The 21,942-nt window shown below is 64.9% G+C and carries 20 protein-coding genes; 4 read left to right on the forward strand and 16 right to left on the reverse strand.

Annotated elements, in window-relative coordinates; genetic code table 11:
* Window positions 1-6: 6 nt before the first annotated feature.
* Window positions 7-1,191: an acetyl-CoA C-acyltransferase family protein gene (locus N436_RS25745; RefSeq protein WP_105948409.1), complete on the reverse strand. Its 1,185-nt coding sequence runs from the start codon at window positions 1,189-1,191 to the stop codon at window positions 7-9.
* Window positions 1,192-1,359: 168 nt separating this feature from the next.
* Here N436_RS25745 and N436_RS25750 point away from each other — a divergent pair, with 168 nt between their 5' ends.
* Window positions 1,360-2,370 carry an AraC family transcriptional regulator gene (locus N436_RS25750; RefSeq protein WP_105948410.1) on the forward strand — a complete coding sequence of 337 codons (1,011 nt, stop codon included), beginning with the start codon at window positions 1,360-1,362 and terminating at the stop codon, window positions 2,368-2,370.
* 129 nt (window positions 2,371-2,499) lie between these two features.
* Here N436_RS25750 and N436_RS25755 read toward each other — a convergent pair whose 3' ends face one another.
* Window positions 2,500-2,937 (reverse strand): carboxymuconolactone decarboxylase family protein, encoded by a 438-nt coding sequence (locus tag N436_RS25755; RefSeq protein WP_105948411.1) that lies wholly within the window; start codon window positions 2,935-2,937, stop codon window positions 2,500-2,502.
* Window positions 2,938-3,138: 201 nt separating this feature from the next.
* Between N436_RS25755 and N436_RS25760 the strand changes: the two genes are divergently transcribed.
* A complete protein-coding gene (locus N436_RS25760) occupies window positions 3,139-4,335 on the forward strand; it encodes a cyanate transporter (protein WP_110742273.1) in 1,197 nt (398 codons plus the stop codon).
* Here N436_RS25760 and N436_RS25765 read toward each other — a convergent pair.
* From N436_RS25765 to glcD, 7 genes are all read right to left on the reverse strand, one after another.
* Window positions 4,328-5,761, reverse strand: a complete 1,434-nt coding sequence (locus N436_RS25765) for a PLP-dependent aminotransferase family protein (protein WP_110742274.1) — start codon at window positions 5,759-5,761, stop codon at window positions 4,328-4,330. The two genes, N436_RS25760 and N436_RS25765, sit on opposite strands and share 8 nt — an antisense overlap.
* Before the next feature lie 181 nt (window positions 5,762-5,942).
* Window positions 5,943-6,281, reverse strand: a complete 339-nt coding sequence (locus N436_RS25770) for a hypothetical protein (RefSeq protein WP_060499274.1) — start codon at window positions 6,279-6,281, stop codon at window positions 5,943-5,945.
* A 200-nt stretch (window positions 6,282-6,481) separates the two neighbouring features.
* The gene (locus N436_RS25775) at window positions 6,482-8,650 is read right to left on the reverse strand and encodes a malate synthase G (protein WP_110742275.1); all 2,169 of its coding nucleotides are present in this window, start codon (window positions 8,648-8,650) and stop codon (window positions 6,482-6,484) included.
* 152 nt (window positions 8,651-8,802) lie between these two features.
* A complete protein-coding gene (locus N436_RS25780) occupies window positions 8,803-9,201 on the reverse strand; it encodes a heme-binding protein (RefSeq protein WP_110742276.1) in 399 nt (132 codons plus the stop codon).
* Window positions 9,194-10,429 (reverse strand): glycolate oxidase subunit GlcF, encoded by a 1,236-nt coding sequence (gene glcF / locus N436_RS25785; protein WP_110742277.1) that lies wholly within the window; start codon window positions 10,427-10,429, stop codon window positions 9,194-9,196. The genes N436_RS25780 and glcF overlap by 8 nt, the downstream gene beginning before the upstream one ends.
* 9 nt (window positions 10,430-10,438) lie before the next feature.
* Window positions 10,439-11,491 (reverse strand): glycolate oxidase subunit GlcE, encoded by a 1,053-nt coding sequence (gene glcE / locus N436_RS25790; RefSeq protein WP_110742278.1) that lies wholly within the window; start codon window positions 11,489-11,491, stop codon window positions 10,439-10,441.
* Entirely contained in the window at window positions 11,491-12,990 is a 1,500-nt protein-coding gene (gene glcD / locus N436_RS25795; protein WP_110742279.1) for a glycolate oxidase subunit GlcD, read from the reverse strand. Before glcD ends, glcE begins: the two co-directional genes overlap by 1 nt.
* Before the next feature lie 194 nt (window positions 12,991-13,184).
* On the opposite strand from glcD, the gene glcC reads away from it, so the two are divergent.
* The gene (gene glcC, locus N436_RS25800; RefSeq protein WP_028699838.1) at window positions 13,185-13,949 is read left to right on the forward strand and encodes a transcriptional regulator GlcC; all 765 of its coding nucleotides are present in this window, start codon (window positions 13,185-13,187) and stop codon (window positions 13,947-13,949) included.
* 122 nt (window positions 13,950-14,071) lie between these two features.
* Here the strand turns inward: glcC and N436_RS25810 are convergent, their stop codons facing one another.
* The 4 genes from N436_RS25810 to N436_RS25825 form a co-directional block, all read right to left on the reverse strand.
* Window positions 14,072-14,389 carry a DUF2388 domain-containing protein gene (locus tag N436_RS25810; protein ID WP_110742280.1) on the reverse strand — a complete coding sequence of 106 codons (318 nt, stop codon included), beginning with the start codon at window positions 14,387-14,389 and terminating at the stop codon, window positions 14,072-14,074.
* Window positions 14,390-14,494: 105 nt separating this feature from the next.
* Window positions 14,495-15,946, reverse strand: a complete 1,452-nt coding sequence (locus N436_RS25815) for an aldehyde dehydrogenase family protein (protein ID WP_110742281.1) — start codon at window positions 15,944-15,946, stop codon at window positions 14,495-14,497.
* Entirely contained in the window at window positions 15,943-16,911 is a 969-nt protein-coding gene (locus N436_RS25820; RefSeq protein WP_110742282.1) for an NAD(P)-dependent oxidoreductase, read from the reverse strand. Before N436_RS25820 ends, N436_RS25815 begins: the two co-directional genes overlap by 4 nt.
* Before the next feature lies 1 nt (window position 16,912).
* Window positions 16,913-18,313, reverse strand: coding sequence for an FAD-binding oxidoreductase (locus N436_RS25825; RefSeq protein WP_110742283.1), 1,401 nt, complete (start codon window positions 18,311-18,313; stop codon window positions 16,913-16,915).
* A gap of 227 nt (window positions 18,314-18,540) precedes the next feature.
* On the opposite strand from N436_RS25825, the gene N436_RS25830 reads away from it, so the two are divergent.
* Window positions 18,541-19,575 carry a GlxA family transcriptional regulator gene (locus N436_RS25830; protein WP_232888361.1) on the forward strand — a complete coding sequence of 345 codons (1,035 nt, stop codon included), beginning with the start codon at window positions 18,541-18,543 and terminating at the stop codon, window positions 19,573-19,575.
* A 46-nt stretch (window positions 19,576-19,621) separates the two neighbouring features.
* Here the strand turns inward: N436_RS25830 and N436_RS25835 are convergent, their stop codons facing one another.
* The 3 genes from N436_RS25835 to N436_RS25845 are packed head-to-tail and all read right to left on the reverse strand — an operon-like array spanning window position 19,622 to window position 21,711.
* On the reverse strand, window positions 19,622-19,960 hold the full coding sequence (locus N436_RS25835) for a RidA family protein (protein ID WP_110742285.1): 339 nt from the start codon (window positions 19,958-19,960) through the stop codon (window positions 19,622-19,624).
* An 11-nt stretch (window positions 19,961-19,971) separates the two neighbouring features.
* Window positions 19,972-20,322: a cupin domain-containing protein gene (locus tag N436_RS25840; RefSeq protein WP_110742286.1), complete on the reverse strand. Its 351-nt coding sequence runs from the start codon at window positions 20,320-20,322 to the stop codon at window positions 19,972-19,974.
* Window positions 20,323-20,334: 12 nt separating this feature from the next.
* Window positions 20,335-21,711, reverse strand: a complete 1,377-nt coding sequence (locus N436_RS25845) for an MFS transporter (protein ID WP_110742287.1) — start codon at window positions 21,709-21,711, stop codon at window positions 20,335-20,337.
* Window positions 21,712-21,942 lie beyond the last annotated feature (231 nt).

Here is a 21,942-nt window from a genome sequence, read left to right on the forward strand (position 1 = left end):
CCTCTCTCAGACGCGTTCGAAGACCACGGCAATGCCCTGGCCGCCACCGATGCACATGGTGGCCAGCGCGTAGCGGCCCTGGATGCGCTGCAGTTCATGGATGGCTTTGGTGGCGATGATCGCGCCCGTGGCGCCCACCGGGTGGCCCAGGGAAATGCCCGAACCGTTGGGGTTGACCTTTTCCGGGTCGAAGCCCAGCTCGCGGGCCACGGCGCAGGCCTGGGCGGCGAACGCTTCGTTGGACTCGATCACGTCCAGGTCCTGCACCTTCAGGCCGGTCTTTTCCAGCACCTTGCGGGTGGCCGGGATCGGGCCCAGGCCCATCAGTTCAGGCTCGACACCGGCGTGGGCGTAACCCACCAGGCGGGCCAGCGGCTTCAGGCCCAGGCGGCGTACGGCGTCGCCCGTCGCCAGCACCAGGCCGGCGGCGCCGTCGTTGATGCCGCTGGCGTTGCCGGCGGTGACGGTGCCGTCTTTCTTGAACACCGGCTTCATGCCGGCCAGTTGTTCAGCGGTCACTTCGCCACGCACATGCTCGTCGACACTGAACTGCACGCTGCCTTTACGGGTTTTCAGTTCCAGCGGCACGATCTGGCTGTCGAAGCGGCCTTCGGCAATGGCGCGGGCGGCGCGGCGCTGGCTGGTCAGGGCCAGTTCGTCCTGCATTTCGCGGGTGATGCCGTGTTTGGCCGAGACGTTTTCGGCGGTGATGCCCATGTGGAAGTGCTGGAACGGGTCCTGCAGCACGCCAACGGTGTAGTCGATGCCTTGCAGGTCACCCATGCGCGCGCCCCAGCGTGCCTGTGGCAGCAGGTATGGGCCACGGCTCATGGATTCGGCACCGGCTGCAACGGCCACGTCGGTGTCTCCCAGCAACAGCCCCTGGGCTGCCGAAACGATGGCCTGCAGGCCCGAGCCGCACAGGCGGTTGACGTTGAACGCCGGGGTTTCCTTGGGGATGCCGGCGTTCATCGCTGCCACACGGGCCAGGTAGGCGTCACGCGGCTCAGTAGGGATTACCGTGCCCATCACCAGATGGCCAACTTGATCGGCGGCCAGGCCCGAACGCTCGATGGCAGCACGGGTAATGGTGCTGGCCAGGTCGGCCAGCGGCAGGTCCTTCAGGGACCCACCAAAGCCACCAATGGCTGAACGGACGGCACTGACGACGTAGATTTCTGCGTTGCTCATAGGGGCTCCGATTGCGAAGGCATGGCGGGACCGGGCCAGGCTCTGCGAGAATGGCCGGCGGTCCCGGAGTGGGATCGAGTCTAGGCAAAGGCTCTGTTGCAGCCTATGCCGGAACTGTTCAAACAACCTGGCACTTTTTGCCACTCAGCATAGACAGCGAAAACCGCCATGCGCGATAGCGATTCGGTCGCCGTGTACTTTCTCAACGCCATGCTCCATGCCCTGCGCGACAGCCCCGCCGAGCGTGATGCACAGCTGCGTGCCGTGGGCATCGACCCACAGCTGCTGGAACAGCCCCAGGCCCGCGTGCCGGCCAAGGCCTTCGCCCAGCTTTGGCTGGCGATGATTCAACGGCTGGACGACGAGTTTTTCTGCCTCGACAGCCATGGCATGCCGCTGGGCAGCTTCGCCCTGATCTGCCGGGGCTTGATACTTGAACCGAACCTGGAAAAGGCCTTGCGCCAATGCATGGGCGGCTTCGGCCTGTTCCTGCGCGACCTGCGTGGCAGCCTGACGGTCCGTGGCGGGCGGGCGCTGATCAGCGTGCAGTCGAACATTGCCGACCCGCTGACCCGGGTGTATGCCGAGGAAACCTATTTGGTGCTGATGATCGGCATGCTGTGCTGGCTGGCCGGGCGGCGCATTGCCATCGACCGTACCGAGCTGGCGGTGTCGCGCCCGGCCCAGGAAGACGACCTGCTGCTGTGGGGGCCAGACCTGCGCCTGGGCAGCGGCCGCACCGAGGTGGAATTCGACAGCGCCTACCTGCGGTTGCCGGTGGTACAGGATTTGCCAGCCTTGAAAACCTTTCTGCGCACTGCGCCACAGGGGCTGGTGATTCGCTTTCGTAACCAGAACGGGCTGGTGGCCGAGGTGTACCGGCGCTTGCGCGCACTGCGTTATGGCCAGTGGCCGACATTGGCGGCGCTGGCGCAGCAGCAGGGGGTTAGCGCCAGTACCTTTCGCAGGCAGTTGGACCGGGAGGGGCGTTCGTATCAGCAGATCAAAGACGAAGTACGCCGGGCGATGGCCTTCGAGCGCTTGCGTGAAGGGGTGTTGAGCATTGCCGAAATCGCCGAGCAGGCGGGGTTCCAGGAGCCCAGTGCGTTCCACCGGGCGTTCAAGAAGTGGACTGGACAGAGTCCCGGCAGCTATCGAGCTCGGTTGGCTGGGCGTTAGTTGTTACCTGTACTGGCCCTATCGCCGGCAAGCCAGCTCTCACAGGACACCACAAGGCTCGAAAACTGTGGGGAGCTTGTGGGAGCTGGCTTGCCGGCGATAGGGCCGGTACAGGCTACCGGTTAATGATCAGGCCGGCACCATCGCAAACCCGACACCAAACCGGTTCCAGGCATTGATGGTGGCAATCGCCAAGGTCAGGTTGGCCACCTCGGCCGGCTCGAAATGTGCCTGCAAGGCTTCATATTCCCCCTGCGGTGCCCCACGCTCAGGCAAGCGGGTCAGGCTCTCGACCCAGGCCAGTGCCGCACGTTCACGCGGGGTGAAGTAGGCGGTCTCACGCCATACGCTCAACGTCTGCAAGCGCGCCTCGGTCTCGCCGGCCTTGCGCGCATCGTTGGCATGCAGGTTCACGCAGTAGGCGCAGCCGTTGATCTGCGATGCCCGCAGGCGCACCAGCTCCAGCAGGGAACTCTCCAGGCCGCTCTTGGCCAGGGCCTGTTCCAGGCCGACCATGGCTTTGTAGGCTTCGGGGGCGTGCTTGGCCCATTCGATACGGTTGTGCATGGCTGTCTCCAAAGGGTGTGGGGTGGGAATGGCACTACTGTAGCGCCGCCCTTTGGCCACCCCGATAGCCAATCCCGCGCATATGCAGGAGGCCAATCGACCATTCAGGTGGTCACTGACAGGCATCCAATCTCTTCATTTCTGCCAGGCTGGCCGAGCCGGGATAATGGCCGGGTCTTGCTACAAGAGAACTGATTCACAATGAGAGCTGCGTTGAACCTGTTGCTGGTGATTCTGCTGGCGCTGAACTTGCGGCCGATCCTGACCAGTATCGGCCCGTTACTCGAACCTATGCGTGCCAGCACTGGCCTGGGCTACCAGCAGGCCGCCTTGCTGACGGCGTTGCCGGTGCTGTGCATGGGGCTGGTACCGTTGCTGCAACCCTGGCTGCGGCGCTGGATCAGCGAGCATGGCGGCATGCTCGGTGGCCTGGCTGCGATTGCCCTGGCCTGCCTGTGGCGCCTGCAACTGGACAGCGTCTGGGCGTTGATTGCCAGTGCAGTGGTCGCGGGCCTGGGCGTGGCGGTGGTGCAAGGCATGATGCCAGGGTTGGTCAATCGATGGTTCCCCGGGCGGCTGGCCGGGGCGATGGGCCTGTATTCGGCGGCACTGATGACGGGCGGCGGCCTGGCGGCCGTGCTTGGGCCACATATCAGCGGCCACTTCGGCCACTGGCAGGCCGGCCTGGGCTTGTGGGCAGCACCGGCAGTGCTGGCGGTGCTGGCCTGGGCCGTGCTGCGGCCACGTCAGGAAGCACCGAAGCTGGCGGGCGCTGCGGGTGGACACTGGTTCGGCACCCGCCGGGCGTGGTTGCTGGCCTTGTACTTCGGCCTGATCAATGGCGGTTACACCAGCATGGTGGCCTGGTTGCCGGCCTACCATATCGAGCACGGCGGCAGTGCCCAAGGTGGCGCCGACCTGGTGGGCCTGATGACCATTTTCCAGGTGGCCGGCGCGCTCGGCCTGCCACTGCTGCTGCGGCGCTGGGCAGACCGGCGCCCAGGCCTTTGGCTGGCGCTGGCGATTCAGCTGGCGGGCTTCCTCGGCCTGCTGCTGGCCCCCACGGTGGCTGCAGGACTGTGGGTCGCCATGATCGGCTTTGGTCTGGGCGCCTGTTTCAGCCAGAGCCTGACGCTGACCCTGGAACACCTCAAGACGCCTGCCGAGGCCGGCAGCCTGGCGGCATTCGTACAGGGGATCGGCTTTATCATCACCGGTATCGTGCCGTACATCACCGGCTGGTTGCGTGACGTGAGTGGCGACTTCCAGGCATCGTGGATGCTGCTGACCGTGACCGTGATGGCGATGCTGCTGGTAACCGCCTGTTTCAACCCGCGTGGCTATGCTGCGGCCATCGCGCGCCCGCCCGCGACGGGCAGGGCCGCGCCGGTCAGCTAAGGCGTTGCAGGGTATCGCGCACCCGGTCCAGTGCCGGGTCGATGTCCAGCAGCTCGATAGCGCCAAAGCCCAGCAACAGCCCCGGGCGTACCGGTGCTTCGCTGAAGAACGGCGCCAGCGAATACAGGCCCACCTCCACCTTGCGTGCGAGGTTGGCCAGCAACTCGACATCGACCCCGGGCTTGGCCAGCGCGCTGAGGTGGAAGCCCGCGCTGGCGGGGATGGCGCTGAACCACGGTGACAGGTCGCCGCCCAGGCGCGCCAGGATACGTTCGCGGCGGGCGCTGTAAACCTCGTGGCAGCGGCGGATGTGCTTGTTCAGGTGGCCTTCGCCCAAGAAGCGCGCCAGCGCCCACTGCAGCAAGGTAGGGCTGTGCCAGTCACTGAGGTGCTTGGCCACGCAGGCCGCCTGCAGCACGGCAGGCGGCAACACGGCATAGCCCAGCCGCAGCTCGGGCAGCAATGTCTTGGAAAAGGTCCCCACATAGGCCACCAGGCCATGGCGGTCGAGGCGCTGCAGTGCGTCCGCTGCCGGCCCGTGGTAACGGAACTCGCAATCGTAGTCGTCTTCGATGATCAACGCGCCCAGCTCAGCCGCCCGGGCCAGCAGGGCGTGCCGACGTGGCTCGCTCATGGGCATGCCCAGCGGGAACTGGTGCGACGGCGTTACATAGATCAACCGGGTGCCATCGGCGATGTGCTCGACGCGCAGGCCTTCATCATCCACCGGAACGGACTGCACGCGCGCGCCAAGGGCCAGGAACAGTTGCCGGGCAGGTGGGTAGCCGGGGTCTTCCATGGCCACTTGGCAACCGGGTTCCACCAATACCCGGGCGATCAGGTCCAGCGCTTGCTGGGCGCCGTTGCACACCAGCAGGTCGGCTGCGCTGCAGTGCACGCCGCGGGCGTAGGCGATGTGGTGGGCAATGGCCTCGCGCAGCTCCTGCAAGCCCTGGGCCGGAAACTGCCGCTCGGGGTGGCGCTGGCTGCGGCGCAGGGCATAGTTCAGGCAGCTGCGCCACTGGTCGAAGGGGAACTGCGCCTTGCTTGAAGCACCACCGATAAAGTCATAGCGGGAGGGCGCTTGCAACTGGCGTTGGCCGAGCACGGTGGCGCGCTGCTGCCAGCGCTCGAGGGACGCGGCGCCGGCCAGGGGGATGGTGGTGGATTCATGGCTACGCAGCGGTTGGCGCGGCGTGATGAAGGTGCCACGGCCGACCACACCGCTGAGCAGGTTGTCGTAGGTGAGCCGCGAATAGGCCTCGGCCACCGTCTTGCGCGACACGCCCAGTTGCTCGGCCAGCAGGCGGGTGGGTGGCAACTGGGTGCCGGCGGCCAGGTGGCCACTGTCGATACCGGCGCGCAGTTGCTGATAGAGCTGGTCGGCCAGGCCTTTGCGGCCCTCCAGGCGAATGTGCAGTTCCATGGGGCGGTCCGGAGCGGGGGAGTGCTCAGGATAGCGGATTGGCCAGACAAGGGCATGGGGCCGCTTTGCGGCCCATCGCCGGCAAGCCAGCTCCCACGGGGATAGTGAAGAGTCCGAATACTGCGCGGTCCCTGTGGGAGCTGGCTTGCCGGCGATGGGCTGCAAAGCAGCCCCCATAATCTCAGAGCCGGGCTGTACTCACCGTGATATAGCCCTTGTCCGCTACCGCGATGCGTATCACCGTTTCATCCGCTGGCGCCTTGCGGTTGCGCTTGATGCGCACGCCATCGACTGCGGCCGCTTTCAGGTGTTCCGCGATGGCCCGCCCGTTAGGGTCGAAGAACACTTCGCTGGCCAGCAACTCGATACGCTCGATCAGTTGCCGGGAGTGTTCGTCGGTGGCGCAGAAGAACATCACCCCCGACAGGTGCGGATCCTCTTCGGGGTTGCGGATGTCATGGGCCAGCATTTCGCACAAGCTGCTGCGCAGTTCGGCAATGGAGCGGGCGTAAAGGTGCATACGGAGCCTCCTCTGGATCGCGACCTTGCGTTTTCCAGTGCCGATCTTGTTTTTTGCGTGCAGAGGCAGCAAGCAGGACGCTTCCGAAAGCGTTGTGGGAAATTTCTGAAGACGCCGGAATGCCACCCCTGACTGGCCGGTGGCAGATGTTTGCTGCCGGCGCGACACAAGGCCGCGCCAGCAACACCGCGCAGCTTGGGCTAGCGTTGAACCTGCTGCTTGAACCGCAACCGCCAGCCATGCAGTAACGGCTCGGTATAGCCACTGGGCTGCTCGCGCCCCTTGAACACCAGCTCTCGGGCGGCGCGAAACGCATGCGATGCCTCGAAGTTGGCCGCCATTGGCCGGTACGCCGGGTCCCCGGCATTCTGTTGGTCTACCACCTTGGCCATGCGTTGCAGCGTCGCCTCGACCTGCTCGGCACCCACCACGCCATGGTGCAGCCAGTTGGCGATGTGCTGCGCTGAAATGCGCAGGGTGGCGCGGTCCTCCATCAGGCCCACATCGTGGATGTCCGGTACCTTGGAGCAGCCGACTCCTTGTTCGACCCAGCGCACCATGTAACCGAGGATGCCTTGGCAGTTGTTGTCCAGTTCAGCCTGGATATCGTCGGCACTCCAGGGCCGCTCGGGGCTGACCGGTACGCTGAGCAGGTCGTTCAGCAATGCGTCGCGCTGGGCGTTCAGGTCGACTGCTTCCAGCGCCTGCTGTACCCCTGCCACGTCTACCTGGTGGTAATGCAGCGCGTGCAGCGTTGCGGCCGTCGGCGAGGGCACCCAGGCGGTGTTGGCACCGGCCTTGGGCTGGGCAATCTTCTGTTCGAGCATGGCCGCCATCAGGTCGGGCATGGCCCACATGCCCTTACCGATCTGCGCCTTGCCGCGTAAGCCGCAGGCCAGCCCCACCAGCACGTTGCTGCGTTCGTAGGCCTGGATCCAGGCGCTGCCTTTCATGTCGCCCTTGCGCAGCATGGCACCGGCTTCCATGGCGCTGTGCATCTCGTCCCCGGTGCGGTCGAGGAAGCCGGTGTTGATGAACACCACCCGTGATGCCGCACTGGCGATGCAGGCTTTGAGGTTGACGCTGGTACGCCGCTCTTCGTCCATGATGCCCATCTTCAGGGTATTCGCGGGCAGGCCCAACAGGGCTTCGACGCGACCGAACAGCTGGTCGGCAAAGGCCACTTCGGCCGGCCCGTGCATTTTCGGCTTGACGATGTACAGGCTGCCTTCGCGCGAGTTGCCTCGGCGCTTGAGGTCGTGCAGGCCAATCAGGCTGGTGACCACGGCATCGAGGATGCCTTCCGGAATTTCCTGGCCATCGCGGTCGTGGATCCCCGGGTTGGTCATCAGGTGGCCGACGTTGCGGATGAACAGCAGCGAACGGCCCGGCAAAGTCAGCGGCTGGCCGTTTGCACCGTGATACTGGCGGTCGGCGGCCAAGGTGCGGCTGAAGGTTTTGCCGCCCTTGCTGACCTGTTCGCTGAGGTCGCCTTTCATCAGGCCCAGCCAGTTGCGATAGACATTGACCTTGTCGTCGGCATCGACGGCTGCCACTGAGTCTTCGCAGTCGATGATGGTGGTCAGTGCGGCTTCCAGGAGGATGTCCTTGACCCCGGCCAGGTCCTGCTGGCCGATGACGTTGGTCGGGTCGATCCGGATTTCGAAATGCAGTTGGTGGTGCTGCAGCAGGATCGCCGTTGGCGTGTTCGGCTCGCCTTGGTAGCCACGCATTTGTGCGGGTTTTTGCAAGCCAACCTGGCGGCCATCGGCCAGGGTGACCTGCAGTGCGCCCTGGTTGATCGCGTAGGCCTTGGCGTCGCTGTGTGAGGCGCCGGCAAGCGGGGCTGAGGTATCGAGGAATTGCCGGCCATAGGCAATCACCTTGGCGCCGCGCACCGGGTTATAGCCTTGGCCGCGCTCGGCACCCGCGGTTTCGGCGATGGCATCGGTGCCGTAGAGGGCATCGTACAGTGAGCCCCAGCGGGCGTTGGCGGCGTGGAGGGCGTAGCGGGCATTGCTCAGCGGCACGACCAGTTGCGGGCCGGCTTGTACGGCGATCTCGCGGTCGACGTTGTGGGTGCTGATTTGCACGTTTTCGGGGACATCCACGAGGTAGCCGATGCCTTGCAGGAAGTGCCGGTAGGCGGCCATGTCGCGGATCGGGCCGGGGTGCTGGCGGTGCCAGCTGTCCAGCTCGGCCTGCAGGCGCTCGCGTTCGGCGAGCAGGGCACGGTTTTGCGGGGCCAGGTCGTGGACCAGGGTGCTGAAGCCTTGCCAGAAGGGGACGGCTTCGATGCCGGTGCCGGGGAGCACTTCGTTTTCGATGAAGCGCTGGAGGCTGGGGGCGATCTGGAGTTCGTTTGGCATTGTCTATTCGCTCGATGTTCGATCTTCTGGAAACAGGTTGCCTGTGCCAGCTTCTTCGCGGGCATGCCCGCTCCCACAGGTACGTCGCTGGGTTCGAGACTTGCACTTTTCCTGTGGGAGCGGGCAAGCCCGCGAAGAGGCCGGTGCAGGATTTACAAGGCAGCCGCCCCGACCTTGGCCACCTGGGCATCCTGTTCGGACTTGACCCCGGACACGCCGATGGCACCCACCACCTGGCCCTCCACCCGCAGCGGCACGCCACCTTCCAGGCTGGTGAGCAGCGGTGCGGTGACGAAGGCAGTACGGCCGCCATTGACCATCTCTTCGTAATCCCGTGTTTCCTTGCGCCCCAGCGCAGAGGTCCGGGCTTTTTCCACGGCAATGTAGGCACTGGCTGGCGCACAGCCGTCCATGCGCTCCAGGGCCAGCGGGTGACCTCCGTCGTCAACCACGGCGATGGTCACGTTCCAGTGCTGGGCCAGGGCCTCCTGGCGGGCGGCGGCCAATACGCGGGCGACTTCGGCCTGGCCGATCACGAACTTGCTATGCATGGGGGTTCTCCGGGTTCAAGGCTGCTTCGACAATTTCTATCCAGTGCCGTACCGGCGTACGCCCGGCCCCGTCGAGGTGGGCCTGGCAACCGATGTTGGCGGTGGCGATGACGTGCGGTTTGCCGCTTTCCAGTGCGTTGAGGCGGTTGTCACGCAGTTGCAGCGACAATTCGGGCTGGGTCAGCGAATAGGTACCCGCCGAGCCGCAGCATAGATGGCCGTCCGGCACCGCGGTGAGGGTAAAGCCCAGGCGCGTCAGCAGCGCTTCCACCGCGCCGCCCAGCTTCAGGGCATGTTGCAAGGTACAAGGGCAATGGAAGGCCAGGCGCTGTTCGGCGCACAGGCCCAGTTGCTCGACCGGTTCATCGCGCAGTACTTCTACCAGATCGCGGGACAGGGCGCTGACCCGCGCGGCCTTGGCGGCGTAACGGGGGTCGTTTTCCAGCAGGTGGCCGTAATCACGCACGAATGCGCCGCAGCCGCTGGCGGTTTGCACTATAGCCTCGGCCCCCGCTTCGATGGCTGGCCACCACGCGTCGATATTGCGCCGCGCACGCTGCAGGCCTTGCTCTTGGGCATTGAGGTGGTAGTCCACCGCGCCACAGCAGCCGGCCTGGTGGATCGGCTGCACGCTGATGCCCAGGCGGTCGAGCAGGCGCGCGGCGGCGGCGTTGGTGTTGGGCGACAAGGCCGGCTGCACGCAGCCTTCGAGCATCAACACCCGCCGTGCATGGCGTGGTGCCGGGCGCTGGCCGGGTGCGACTACCCGTGCCGGCAGTTTGCGTTTGAGTGTGGCCGGCAGCAGCGGGCGCAGGGCCTGGCCGCCACGGGTCAGGGCCTTGAACAGCGCCGGGCGTGGCACCACGGCTCGCAGGCCCTGGCGCAGCAGGCGCTGACCGAGCGGGCGCGGCACCTGTTGTTCGACCACGGCGCGGCCGATGTCCAGCAGGTCGTGGTACTTCACCCCTGAGGGGCAAGTGGTTTCGCAGTTGCGGCAGGTCAGGCAACGGTCCAGGTGCAGTTGCGTGTTGGCCGTGACCGGCTCGCCTTCGAGCAGTTGCTTGATCAGGTAGATGCGCCCGCGCGGGCCGTCCAGTTCATCGCCCAGCAACTGGTAGGTCGGGCAGGTGGCGGTGCAGAAACCGCAGTGCACGCAGGACCGCAGGATGCTTTCTGCCTCGTCGGCGCGGGCCAGGCGTCGGGATGCTTCACTCAGGTTGGTTTGCATGGTCTGGCCTCACAGGTTCGGGTACAGGCGGCCAGGGTTGAACACGCCCTGGGGGTCGAGCTGTTGCTTCAGCGTCTGGTGGTAGCGCATCAGTGCCGCGGGCAGCGGCGGGCTACTGTCTGCGCCGGGGGCGTAGCAGGTGGCGTGGCCGCCCACGTTGGCGACCAGGTCGCGAATGGCCTGGGCCGGTGCGCTGGACGTAAGCCAGCGCTGCGCTCCACCCCAGTCGATCAATTGCTGGCCGGGCAGGTCCAGCTCGCCGGTGGCGTTGGGCAGTGACAGGCGCCACAGCGGTGCAGGGCTGTTGAAGAATGCCAGGCGCTGCTCGCGCAGGTCGCTCCAGAACCGGCTGTCGAGGGTTGCGCCGCCCAGTCGCTGGCGTGCCGACTGAACCGAACCTTCGCCGCCCTCCAGGCGCAGGTACAGCGCTTCGCCGTCATGGCAAGCCGCGCTGATCGGCAGCGGCTGCTGGCCCCATTCGGCCAACTCGGCCAGCGCCTCATGCCGGCCCATTGGCAGGCGCAGGCTCAGGCATTGGCGCGGCCGGGGCAGTACTTTCAACGAAACCTCGGTCAGCAACCCCAGGCAACCGAAGCTGCCCGCCATCAGCCGTGATACATCGTAACCGGCCACGTTCTTCATCACTTCGCCACCAAAGCGCAGCAACTTGCCGTGGCCGGTGATCACCCGCGTGCCGAGCACGTAGTCACGTACCGACCCGGCCCATGGCCGCCGGGGGCCAGACAAGCCGGCGGCGACCATGCCGCCCAAGGTGGCGTCCGGGCCCAGGTGTGGCGGTTCACAGGGAAGCATCTGGCCGGCTTCGTGCAGCGCCGCTTCGATCTCGCGCAGCGGTGTGCCGGCGCGGGCGGTGAGCACCAGTTCGGTCGGGTCGTAGCTGACGATGCCACGGTGGCTGCGGGTGTCGAGTACTTCGCCAGCGACAAGGTTGCCCAGCATGGCTTTGCTGTTACTGCCCTGGATACGCAGCGGTGTGCCTTGGTTCAGCGCCTGGCCGACCTGCTCCAGCAGGGCCTGGCTGTTGTCGCGGTCCATGCTCATCAGAAACGCTCCAGCTCGGGGAAGGGCAGTTGCCCATGGTGCACATGCATGGCGCCGAACTCGGCGCAGCGGTGCAGGGTGGGAATGTTCTTGCCGGGGTTGAGCAGGCCCTGCGGGTCGAAGGCGGCCTTCACCGCGTGGAACAGGGTGATTTCGTCGCTGTTGAACTGCGCGCACATCTGGTTGATTTTCTCGCGGCCTACGCCGTGCTCGCCCGTGATGCTGCCGCCTACCGCCACGCACAGTTCGAGGATCTTGCCGCCGATGGCTTCGGCGCGCTCCAGCTCACCTGGCAGGTTGGCATCGAACAGGATCAGCGGGTGCATGTTGCCGTCGCCGGCATGGAACACGTTGGCCACGCGCAGGCCGTATTCCGCAGACAGGTCACTGATGCCCTTGAGTACCCGTGGCAGTTCGCGGCGCGGGATGGTGCCGTCCATGCAGTAGTAATCCGGCGAGATGCGCCCCACCGCCGGGAAGGCGTTCTTGCGCCCGGCCCAGAAACGCACGCGCTCGGCTTCGTCGCGGGCCAGCCGTACCTCGCGGGCTCCGGCTTGCGCCAGCACGGCGGCCACCCGTTCACAATCGTCATGCACATCGGCCTCGACGCCATCCAGCTCGCACAACAGGATGGCCGCCGCGTCCACCGGGTAGCCGGCATGAATGAAGTCTTCGGCGGCGCGGATGGCCAGGTTGTCCATCATCTCCAGGCCGCCGGGAATGATACCGGCAGCGATGATTTCGGCGACTGCCTGGCCGGCGTCCTCGACACGGTCGAAACTGGCCAGCAGCACCCGCGCCACCTGGGGCTTGGGGAGCAGCTTGACGGTAACTTCCGTGACGATGCCGAGCATGCCTTCGGAGCCCGTGAACAGTGCCAGCAGGTCGAAGCCCGGGCTGTCCAGGGCATCGCTGCCGAGGGTCAGGCGTTCTCCTTCCACCGTGAGGATTTCCACCTTGAGCAGGTTGTGCACGGTCAGGCCGTATTTCAGGCAGTGCACGCCACCGGCGTTTTCGGCGACGTTGCCACCGATGGAACAGGCAATTTGCGAGGACGGGTCTGGTGCGTAGTACATACCGTGCGGTGCGGCCGCCTGGGAGATGGCCAGGTTGCGCACGCCGGGTTGCATACGGGCGTAACGGCCCTGTGGATTGACCTCCAGAATGCGGTTGAAGCGGGCCATTACCAGCAGGATCCCCTTGGCCAGCGGCAGGGCGCCGCCCGACAGGCCGGTGCCGGCACCACGGGCTACCACGGGTACGCCGCGCTGGTGGCAGAGCCTGAGCAAGGCCTGCACCTGCTCCAGGCGCTCGGGCAGCACCACCAGCAGCGGTACCGTGCGATAGGCCGAGAGGCCGTCGCATTCGTAGGGTTTGAGGTCTTCTTCGCGGTACAGGATATCGAGGTCTGGCAGGGCCTTGCGCAGCGCCTGCAACAGGTCCGCCTGGTCTACGGTGGGCAGCGCGCCATCGACGCGTTCGTCGTACAGGATATTCATCGGCTCACTCGGCAACGTTTTTGTTGTTGTTGGCAAAGCGGTCACCGTTGCAGCCTGCGCTTGCCAGCGGCCCGGGTCGAGTACGTCGTTCACTGGTCCTACCAGTTTTTCTGCAAAGGGCTGGTTATTGACGGCTTTGCCTGGCTAGATTGGAGCTATCGGTCGAAGTGGTCCTACCAGTGGGAGAGGGCGTGATGGGTGCTGAAGGCAAAGCCAAGGTCGCTGACCAGGTGGCCGAGCGGGTGGAGCGGCTGATCGTTGACGGCGTACTCAAGGTGGGCCAGGCCTTGCCGTCGGAGCGGCGGTTGGTGGAGAAGCTGGGGTGTTCACGCTCGGCACTGCGCGAAGGGCTACGCATTCTGCGGGGGCGCGGCATCATCGATACCGAACAGGGGCGGGGTTCGTTCGTCGCCGACCTGACAGGGCAGTCGGGTGCCACACCGTTGATGCATTTGTTTGGCTCGCAGCCGCGTACGCTGTTCGACTTGCTGGAAGTGCGGGCGTTGCTGGAGGCCGAATCGGCGCGGCTGGCGGCGTTACGGGCCACCGAGGTTGACCGCTTGCTGATTCGCCGGCGCTACGAAGAAATGCTGGCCGCGCACGAGGCACCCGACGCGATCGATGCCCGTGAACATGCCCGTCGCGACCACGCGTTCCACCGGGCGATCAGTGAGGCGTCACACAACCCGGTGCTGGTGCATACCTTGCAATCGCTCAGCGACCTGACCTTGAGCACGGTGTTTGCCTCGGTCAACAACCTGTATTGCCGGCCGGCGCAAAAGCGCCAGATCGACCGCCAGCATGCACGCTTGTATCAGGCGGTGATGGAGCAGTTGCCGGAGCAGGCGCAGCGGGCGGCGCGCGAGCATATCAACGGGATTCGCGACAGTTTGCGGGAGATCGAGCAGGAAGAGCAGCGGTTGGTCAGGGCGACCATGCGCATGGATGGCTGGGGATGATCTAGTCCTGTGCCGGCCTCTTCGCGGGCAAGCCCGCTCCCACAGGGAACGCGCCAAGCCTGATGGCTGCGCAGATCCTGTGGGAGCGGGCTTGCCCGCGAAAGGGCCGGTGCAGGTTGACCTCAATGGTCAGCTATACGGTCATCCTGCGACAGAATGGCCCGGGCCAGCTCTTCATCGCTGGCTTGCAGCCTAGGATGGTCCTTGCGGGCCTGTTCCAGCGCCGACTCCACATAGGCGCCACGGATAGCCCCACCGCTTGCAACGAAGGCAGAAAGTTCATCGCGTGCCGGGATGATCCGTTTATCGTCCTTGAAGGTCGAGTAAAGCGAGGCGGAGATACCGGCCGAGGTGGCGACGTCGCCCGCATCGACGCGGGCCAGGGCAGCACCGGCAGGCAGCAGGAGCAGCAGCGCAGGAGCGAGGAGTAGGTGGCGCATGTCGTGTTCTCCAGTAGCGTGAAGCCCAAGGGAATAAACCACTCAGTGTTTAAGAAAGCACGCAGGTGGTGGTAGTTCCCTTGGGGGTTCCACGAAATGGACCGATCAAGCCAACTGGTAGGTGGTCTTTACACGGGTAAAGAACTGCCGCGCATGCGTCCCCTGTTCTCGCGAACCCAGGCTCGATGCCCCGTTGCCCCCAAATGGCACGTGGTAATCCACCCCGGCCGTCGGCAGGTTGACCATCACCATCCCCGCCGAACTGTTGCGCTTGAAATGCTCGGCCTGGCGCAGCGAGGTGGTGACGATGCCAGCGGACAGGCCGAACGCCGTATCCTCGGCTGCCGCGAAGGCTTCGGCGTAGTCGCGCACCTTGAGCACGCTCAGCACCGGCCCGAATATTTCCTCTCGATAGATGCGCATGTCCGGCGTTACCTCGGTAAACAGGGCCGGGGTAAAGAAATACGCCCCCGCCTGGTTATCGATACGCTCGCCACCGCATACCCGCTTCGCACCCTGTTCAACACCTGCTGCCACATAGGCGAGGTTCTGCTCCAGCTGCCGGCTGTCAACCACCGGGCCGATGTCGGTGCTGGCCTGCAGCGCATCCCCCACCTTCAAGGTGCGGGTACGCTCAGCCAGGCGTGCGACGAAAGCGTCGTGAATGCCCTCGGTCACGATCACCCGCGAACTGGCGGTACAGCGCTGGCCGGTGCTGTAGAACGAGCCGTTCAAGGCCACTTCCACCGCCTGTTCCAGGTCGGCATCGTCCAGCACGATCAGCGGGTTCTTGCCGCCCATCTCCAACTGCACTTTCTTCATGCCTTCGGCGGCCAGCCGGGCAATTTGCCGACCGGTGTGCTCGGAGCCGGTGAAGCTGATGCCATCGACCAGCGGCGAGCGGATGATCGTGTCACCAACGCTGCGCCCCGGGCCGATCAGCATGTTGAACACGCCCGCAGGCAAACCGGCGCGGGAGATGATTTCGGCCAGGGCCCAGGCCGAGGAGGGCACCAGCTCGGCCGGTTTGAACACCACGCAGTTGCCAAAGCACAGCGCCGGGGCGATCTTCCATGCAGGGATGGCGATAGGGAAGTTCCACGGGGCGATGATGCCGACCACACCCAGTGGCTGGGTGAACACATCGATGCTCACGTCCTGGCGTACTGACGTGTACTTCTCGCCTTCGGCACGCAGGGCTTCCTGAGCGTAGAACTTGAACGAGCGCCCGGCGCGGTCCACTTCGCCCAGCGCTTCGCGCACTACCTTGCCTTCTTCGCGGGCCAGCAGCGTGGCCAGTTCCTCGCGGCGGGCGAGGATTTCGCTGCCGATGAAGTCCAGCGCGTCCGCACGCAGCTGTGGGTTGCTGCGTGCCCAGGCCGGCTGCGCGCGGTGGGCAGCGGCAATGGCCTGTTCGGTCAGCGTCTGCTCAGCGCGTTCGAAGCGTTCGACCACTTCGCCCGGGTTGGACGGGTTGCGGTTTTCCAGGATGTCGGCATTGCCGGTCAGTGGGATAAAGGTGCCATCGACGTAGCTGCTTTTGGTGACAGGGGTCATGCGCTGCGAATCCTTTTTTCAGAAACCTGGCGGGCGACGAAATGGCTGATGTTGTCCACGGCGCTGTCCATCAACTGCTGCATGGCGTCTTCGCTGCTCCAGGCGATGTGCGGGTTAAGCAGAAAGTCATCGCGGTCGATCAGCTGGAACAGTGGGTTGCTGGGGTGCAATGGCTCCACTTCCACCACGTCCAGCGCCACGCCGCCCAGGCGGCCTTGTTGCAGTGCCTGGATCAACGCGGCTTCGTTGACCACGCCGCCACGGCCGGTGTTGACCACCACGGCGTCAGGCTTCATCAACGCCAGTTGCGCGGCATCGATCAGGTTGTGGGTTTCTGGCGTGAGCGGGCAGTTGATCGACAGCACGTCGCAGCTTTTCAGCATATCGGCCAAGGGGCGGCAGTCCGGGCCTTGGCGTTTGCCGCCTCGGTCTTCGAACCACACGCGCATGCCGAACGCCCGCGCCAGGTGCGCCAGGCGCAGGGCGATCGGGCCGCTGCCGATGATCGCCAGCTGCTTGTCGCGCACGTCGCGGATACGGTGGTTGAAGTAGATGTTCTGGAACGGCTTTTCGCCGGCATGCACCTGGCGCATCAGGCGGGTGAAGGCGGCCGGGCGGCGGAACAGCTCCAGGATCATGGCCAGGCTGTGCTCGGCCACGGTGTTGGCGGCATAGCCCGGTACGCTGGATACTTCGATGCCATGGGCTTCGCAGTAGCCGACATCGACGATGTCGCGGCCGGTCAGGGCCAGCGAAATCATCTTCAGCTTGGGCAACTGGCGCAGGTGCTCTTCGCGCAGCGGCACGCTGAACGTCAGCGCCACCGTCGCGTTTTTCAGGTGCTCCAGTATCTGCTCTGGGTGGGTGTAGGCGAACTGCTGCCAGCTGTGCTCGCAATCAGGGCGCTTCAGGCGGGTGGAAGGCGCCAGGCCTTCGTCGTCGAGGAGGACGATATGTTCGCTCACGTTATTGTCCTTGTTTTTTCTGCGCGGGCACGTAGCCGGCAGGCGCCATGCCCACCAGCTGGCGGGTGATGAAGCCGGCATCCTGGTCGTGGTCCTCCAGCGATTCCTTGCGCACCAGTGCATCGCGTACCAGGTGCGCGCCAAAGAAGCGCAACGGCTCTGGCGGCAGCAGCTTCATCTTCTGGTTGACCAGGCCGCAATTGGCCCACTCGTCGTTGGCATGGGTGGCCAGCGACTTGATAATGCGGCTGGCGAACACCGTGGTGGCCACGCCGTTGCCGGAAAAACCGATGCCGTAGCTGACGGTCTGGTGTTGGTCGAGGTAGCCGAAGTTGGGCAGGCCCTTCATGGCCCGGTCGATCGGCCCGGTCCAGCTGCTGACCACCGGTACATCCTGCAACTGCGGGTACAGGCGGCGCAGTTCGGCGGCGACCTTGTCGGCGGCCGGCGAGGGTTTTTCATACAGGTTGCCGATACGCCCGGCAAAGGCGAACTGGCCCAGCGGCTTGCCGAACACCACGCGCCCGTCCGGGGTGTTGCGCCAGTAGTTGAGCACGGTGCGCGAGTCGGTCATGCACTCGCCGCCACTGAAGCCGATAGCGTCGAGCCTGGCCTTGACCGGTGCGGTGGCGACCATGTCGCTGGACATGATCGCGATCATCCGACGCAGCTCGGGGAACTGCGCGCCCCAGGCATTGAGCGCCAGCACCACGTGGTTGGCTTTTACATGACCCTTGGCGGTGTGCACCACCGGGCGCTTGCCGCGCACCAGGTGGGTGAAGGGCGATTTCTCGAAAATTTGCACGCCCAGCTTCAGCGCCACGCGGCGCAGGCCGCGGGCCAGCATGGCGGGCTGCACGGTGGCGGCGTTGGGGTCGAAGATGCCGCCCAGTACCAGGGGCGAGCCAACACGGCCACGGATGGTCTGGCGGTCCAGCGCCTGGAACGGGTTGACGTCGAGCTTCTGCAGGCCGTCGGTGAGCACGCGCCAGGAGTTCATCTGGCGCTGGTTGGTGGCCGTCCACAGCCAACCGTCCTTGCGGTACTGGGCGTCGATGCCGTGTTGCTGGCAGAAGCTGCCGATCTCGTCGATGGCCGACTCGGCCGCCTCGCAGATGCGCCGTGCCTCGACATCGCCGCAGATGGTGCGTACCGACAGGTACTTGCCCCACCAGTTGGTGGCCACGCCACCGTTGCGCCCGCTGGCGCCCGAGCCGCAGCGGTCGCGCTCGACGATGACGATGGTTTTTTCCGGGTGCGCCTGCTTCAGGCGGATGGCCGACCACAGGCCAAGGAAGCCACCGCCGACGATGCACACGTCAGCATCAATCGAGTCCTGCAGGGCAGGGGCCAGGTCGCTGTCCAGGTCAAGTGCCTGGGCATACCAGAATCCACGGTACATGAGGGGTGCCTCTGAGCATGTTTGTCTTGTGCCTACATGATGCTCAGCCGGGCAGGGGGGCTGATATTACAGCCATGACAATTGATAGAACGGCGCCGCCTTTTGTCATGGACTTCCTATTTGTGGGGATGCATATGATATGACGGACGCAGGGCGCGCTTTAGAATGGCGCCATTGCAGATGTCATGAGGCCCGTGTCGATGTTTGCCGAACAACAAGAACAACCGTTGCAAGCCTCCGTTGACAGCGTGCAGGTCAAGCCCGAACTGCGGGTGGGCTTCGTGCTGATGAATCACTTCACCCTGGTGCCGGTGGCGGGGCTGGTGGACTCGCTGCGTTTCGCGGCGGACAAGTCGTTCCGTAGCCAGCAGGTGTATTGCCAGTGGGACTGGATGACCCTGGACGACCAGCCGATCACCGCCAGTTGCGGCATGCCCATTTCGCCGACCAAGCCCCTGAACCTGTTCGCCCAGTACGACTACATCGTGCTTGCAGGCGGCTTGCTGGACGAAACCCGCAATCCGCCGGCCTGGCTGTTGGACGCATTGCGTGAGGTGCATGCGGCGAATATCCCGATCATCGCGCTGTGCTCTGGGTCGTTTGTGCTGGGCAAGGCCGGGCTGCTCGATGGCCGGCGCTGCGCGCTGCATTTCACCTTGCGCGATGAGTTCAAGGAACGTTTTCCGCTTACCACGGCGGTGATCGACAAGAGCTATGTGGACGACCGCGGCATCATCACCTGCCCGGGCGGTACTGCCATTGATTTGGCGGCTAACCTGATTCGCCGGCATTGCGGTGCGGTGCGGGCACAGAAGGGCCTGGAGTACCTGTTGGTGGATGAGCGCGCTGATGAGCCGCAAGACAAGGCGGCCAGCGAATGTGTGTACCAGAACGACCGGGTGCAGCGGGCGATCAGCTTCATGCGTGCCAACCTGGATGCGTCGATGACCCTCAAGGCCGTGGCCGAGGCGGTGGGTACCCACCCCCGGCAGTTGCACCGCGAGTTCGTCGCCAATACCCAGGAACCGCCGGCCAACTACTGGCGCAAGTTGCGCCTGGACCATGCCCGGCGGCTTCTGGTGAACACCAGCCAGAACATCACCACCATTGCCTTGGCGTGCGGGTTTTCCGATGCTTCGCACTTTATCTTGTGGTTCCGCAAGCAGTATGGCGAGACGCCTTACAGCTTCCGCAAGCGCCGGCATGAGGTGGAGCGGTTTGACTGGCATGGCGACAAGGTGGGGCTGGATCCGGAGCTCTAACAAGCCATCGCGACACAAGGCCGCTCCCTCAGCGGCCGTGTGGCATTCAGAGCTGGCCGAAGGCCTGGATCTCGATGCGGTATTCAGGGGCTGCCAGCGCAGCCCCTACACAGGCCCGCACCGGTGGCTGTTCACCCACCCAGGCGTCATACACTTCATTCATCGCCGCAAACTCGCCCATGTCAGCCAGCCAGATCTGCATGCGGGTGAGGTTGCCTTTGCCCGCGCCGACCTGCGCCAGCCACTGCTCCAGCTGCGCCAGTACGCAGCGGGTTTGCGCAGCGATGTCGCCCGGTTGCAGGGCAACGATGCCAGAAGTTTCGATACGGCCGTCTACCAGCACCAGCTGGCTGGCGCGTTTGCCTGGGTTGATACGTTCGATCATCGACTGGGTCCTTAGAACAGCACGTAGGTCTTGCGCAGGGTTTCGCGAATGTCCCACACCCCCTCGCAGTTCTCCGGGAACAGCACCGCATCGCCAGCGCGCAGCTCCACCGGCTCGCCGCCGTCGGGAGTGAAGGTGCACCAGCCACTGACAATGTGGCTGAACTCGCGGTTTTTCAGGTAGCGGCGGAACACCCCCGGGCTGCTTTCCCATACACCGATGCTGGCGCCGGCGGCCTCGTCGGTCTGGTCCTGGGCGCTGGCGGCCTGGGCGATGGGTTCACCGATCGGCAGGCGGGCCGGGGCGGGGGCGCCCAGCGGCGAGATGGGGGCATTGCGTACGACGGTCAGTGACTGGCTCATGAAAAGGCTCCTTCAGGCTTTACGTGCAACGGGTCGGGTGGTGGCGGTGGTGTTGCCGTGGTTTCCAAGGGCGGCGGCTTGCTGCAGGTCGAGCTTGCTAGTCTCGGGGGCCAGCCACCAGGAAATCAGGGCGCCGAACAGCGAGATCAAGGCGGCAGCGAACATGGTGTTGGCAATGCCGTAGCTGGCCAGGGAAATCGGCACCAGGTACGTGCCCACGGCGGCGCCAATGCGCGACAGCGAAGTGGCAAGGCCTACGGCTGACGCACGGATTTCGGTTGGGAACAGCTCGTTGGGGTAGACGTATTCAAGCACCTGGGCGCCGCCAATCAGCACGGCATAGGCACCGAACAGCACCAGAATGGTCGTGGGCGAGGCATCCGGGAACACGCCCAGCATGACCAGCGACATGCCTGACCAGAGGAAGCTGTGGATCAGCATGTTGCGCCGGCCCAGGCGGTTGATCAGCTTGGTGGCCAGCAGGCAGCCCAGGGTGAACAGCAAGGTGATGGCGATGGAGCCGAAGGCCGCCCAGTCACCGGTCAATTGCAGTGCCTGCAACACTTTGGGGGCAAACGAGTAGATGGCAAACAGCGGCACGATGGCGCAGGTCCAGAACAGCGTGACGAAGGCCATGCGCTTGCCGTAACCGGAGTGGAACAGCGACCACACGGAAACCGGCTTGTCGGTGGCCTGCTCCGGCAGGTCGGCAATGGAGTAGTCGGGCCCGTAGACTTTCTTTATCACGGCATCGGCTTCGGCGGTGCGGCCTTTGCTCAGCAGCCAGCGGGGCGATTCCGGTGTGCCACTGCGTGCGACCAGGAACAGCGCACCCGGTATCAGGGCACTGGCCAGTACATAGCGCCAGCCGTCTTCACCGCCTACACGCAGCAGCAGTTCGCCGACCATGTAGGCCACGGCCGCACCGGCAAACCACATCAGCACCATGGCAGCCAGCAGTGGCCCACGTTGCTTGCGTGGCAGGAACTCGGCCAGCAGCGAGGTGGCGATCGGGTAGTCGGCGCCCACCGCGATACCGATCAGCAGCCGCCAGACAAACAGTGCCCAGGCCGACTCCACCCAGAACTGCGCCACCGAGAAACCGACGATGGCGATCAGGTCGACCAGGTACAGCACCTTGCGCCCGTACTTGTCGGTGAACCAGCCACCGAGAAAACCACCCAGGAAAACCCCGATCAGGGCCGATGCGGCGATCAGCCCTTCCCAGAAGGCCGACAGCTGCAGGGCGTTGGTGATTTGCAGCATGGCGACGCCGATGATGCTCAGGACGTAGCCATCGAGAAAAGGCCCGCCAGCGGAGTAGACCGTCAGCTTGCGGTGGAACGCGTTGAGCGGCGCATCTTCGACGGAGCGTTTGGAAACTGACATGCGATTTACCTCTTGTTGTTATTCGCTGCACTAGCGTCCCGGCACTATCGCACCGGCTTGTGAGGGCGCCCTATAACGGCTCGGACGAGTCATGGAATGTGCTGACCGGGTGTGCCGAGGCCTTATGCAAGTTGTCATGGATGTTCTAGGGGTGGTGCCGGGGCCTTTTCTAATGTGTGGGGGCCGGCTTGCCGGTACTGAGGTTTTCAGCACAATTACAACTACCTGGAA

This window comes from Pseudomonas sp. RV120224-01b (genome assembly GCF_003208145.1).
Lineage (GTDB): Bacteria > Pseudomonadota > Gammaproteobacteria > Pseudomonadales > Pseudomonadaceae > Aquipseudomonas > Aquipseudomonas monteilii.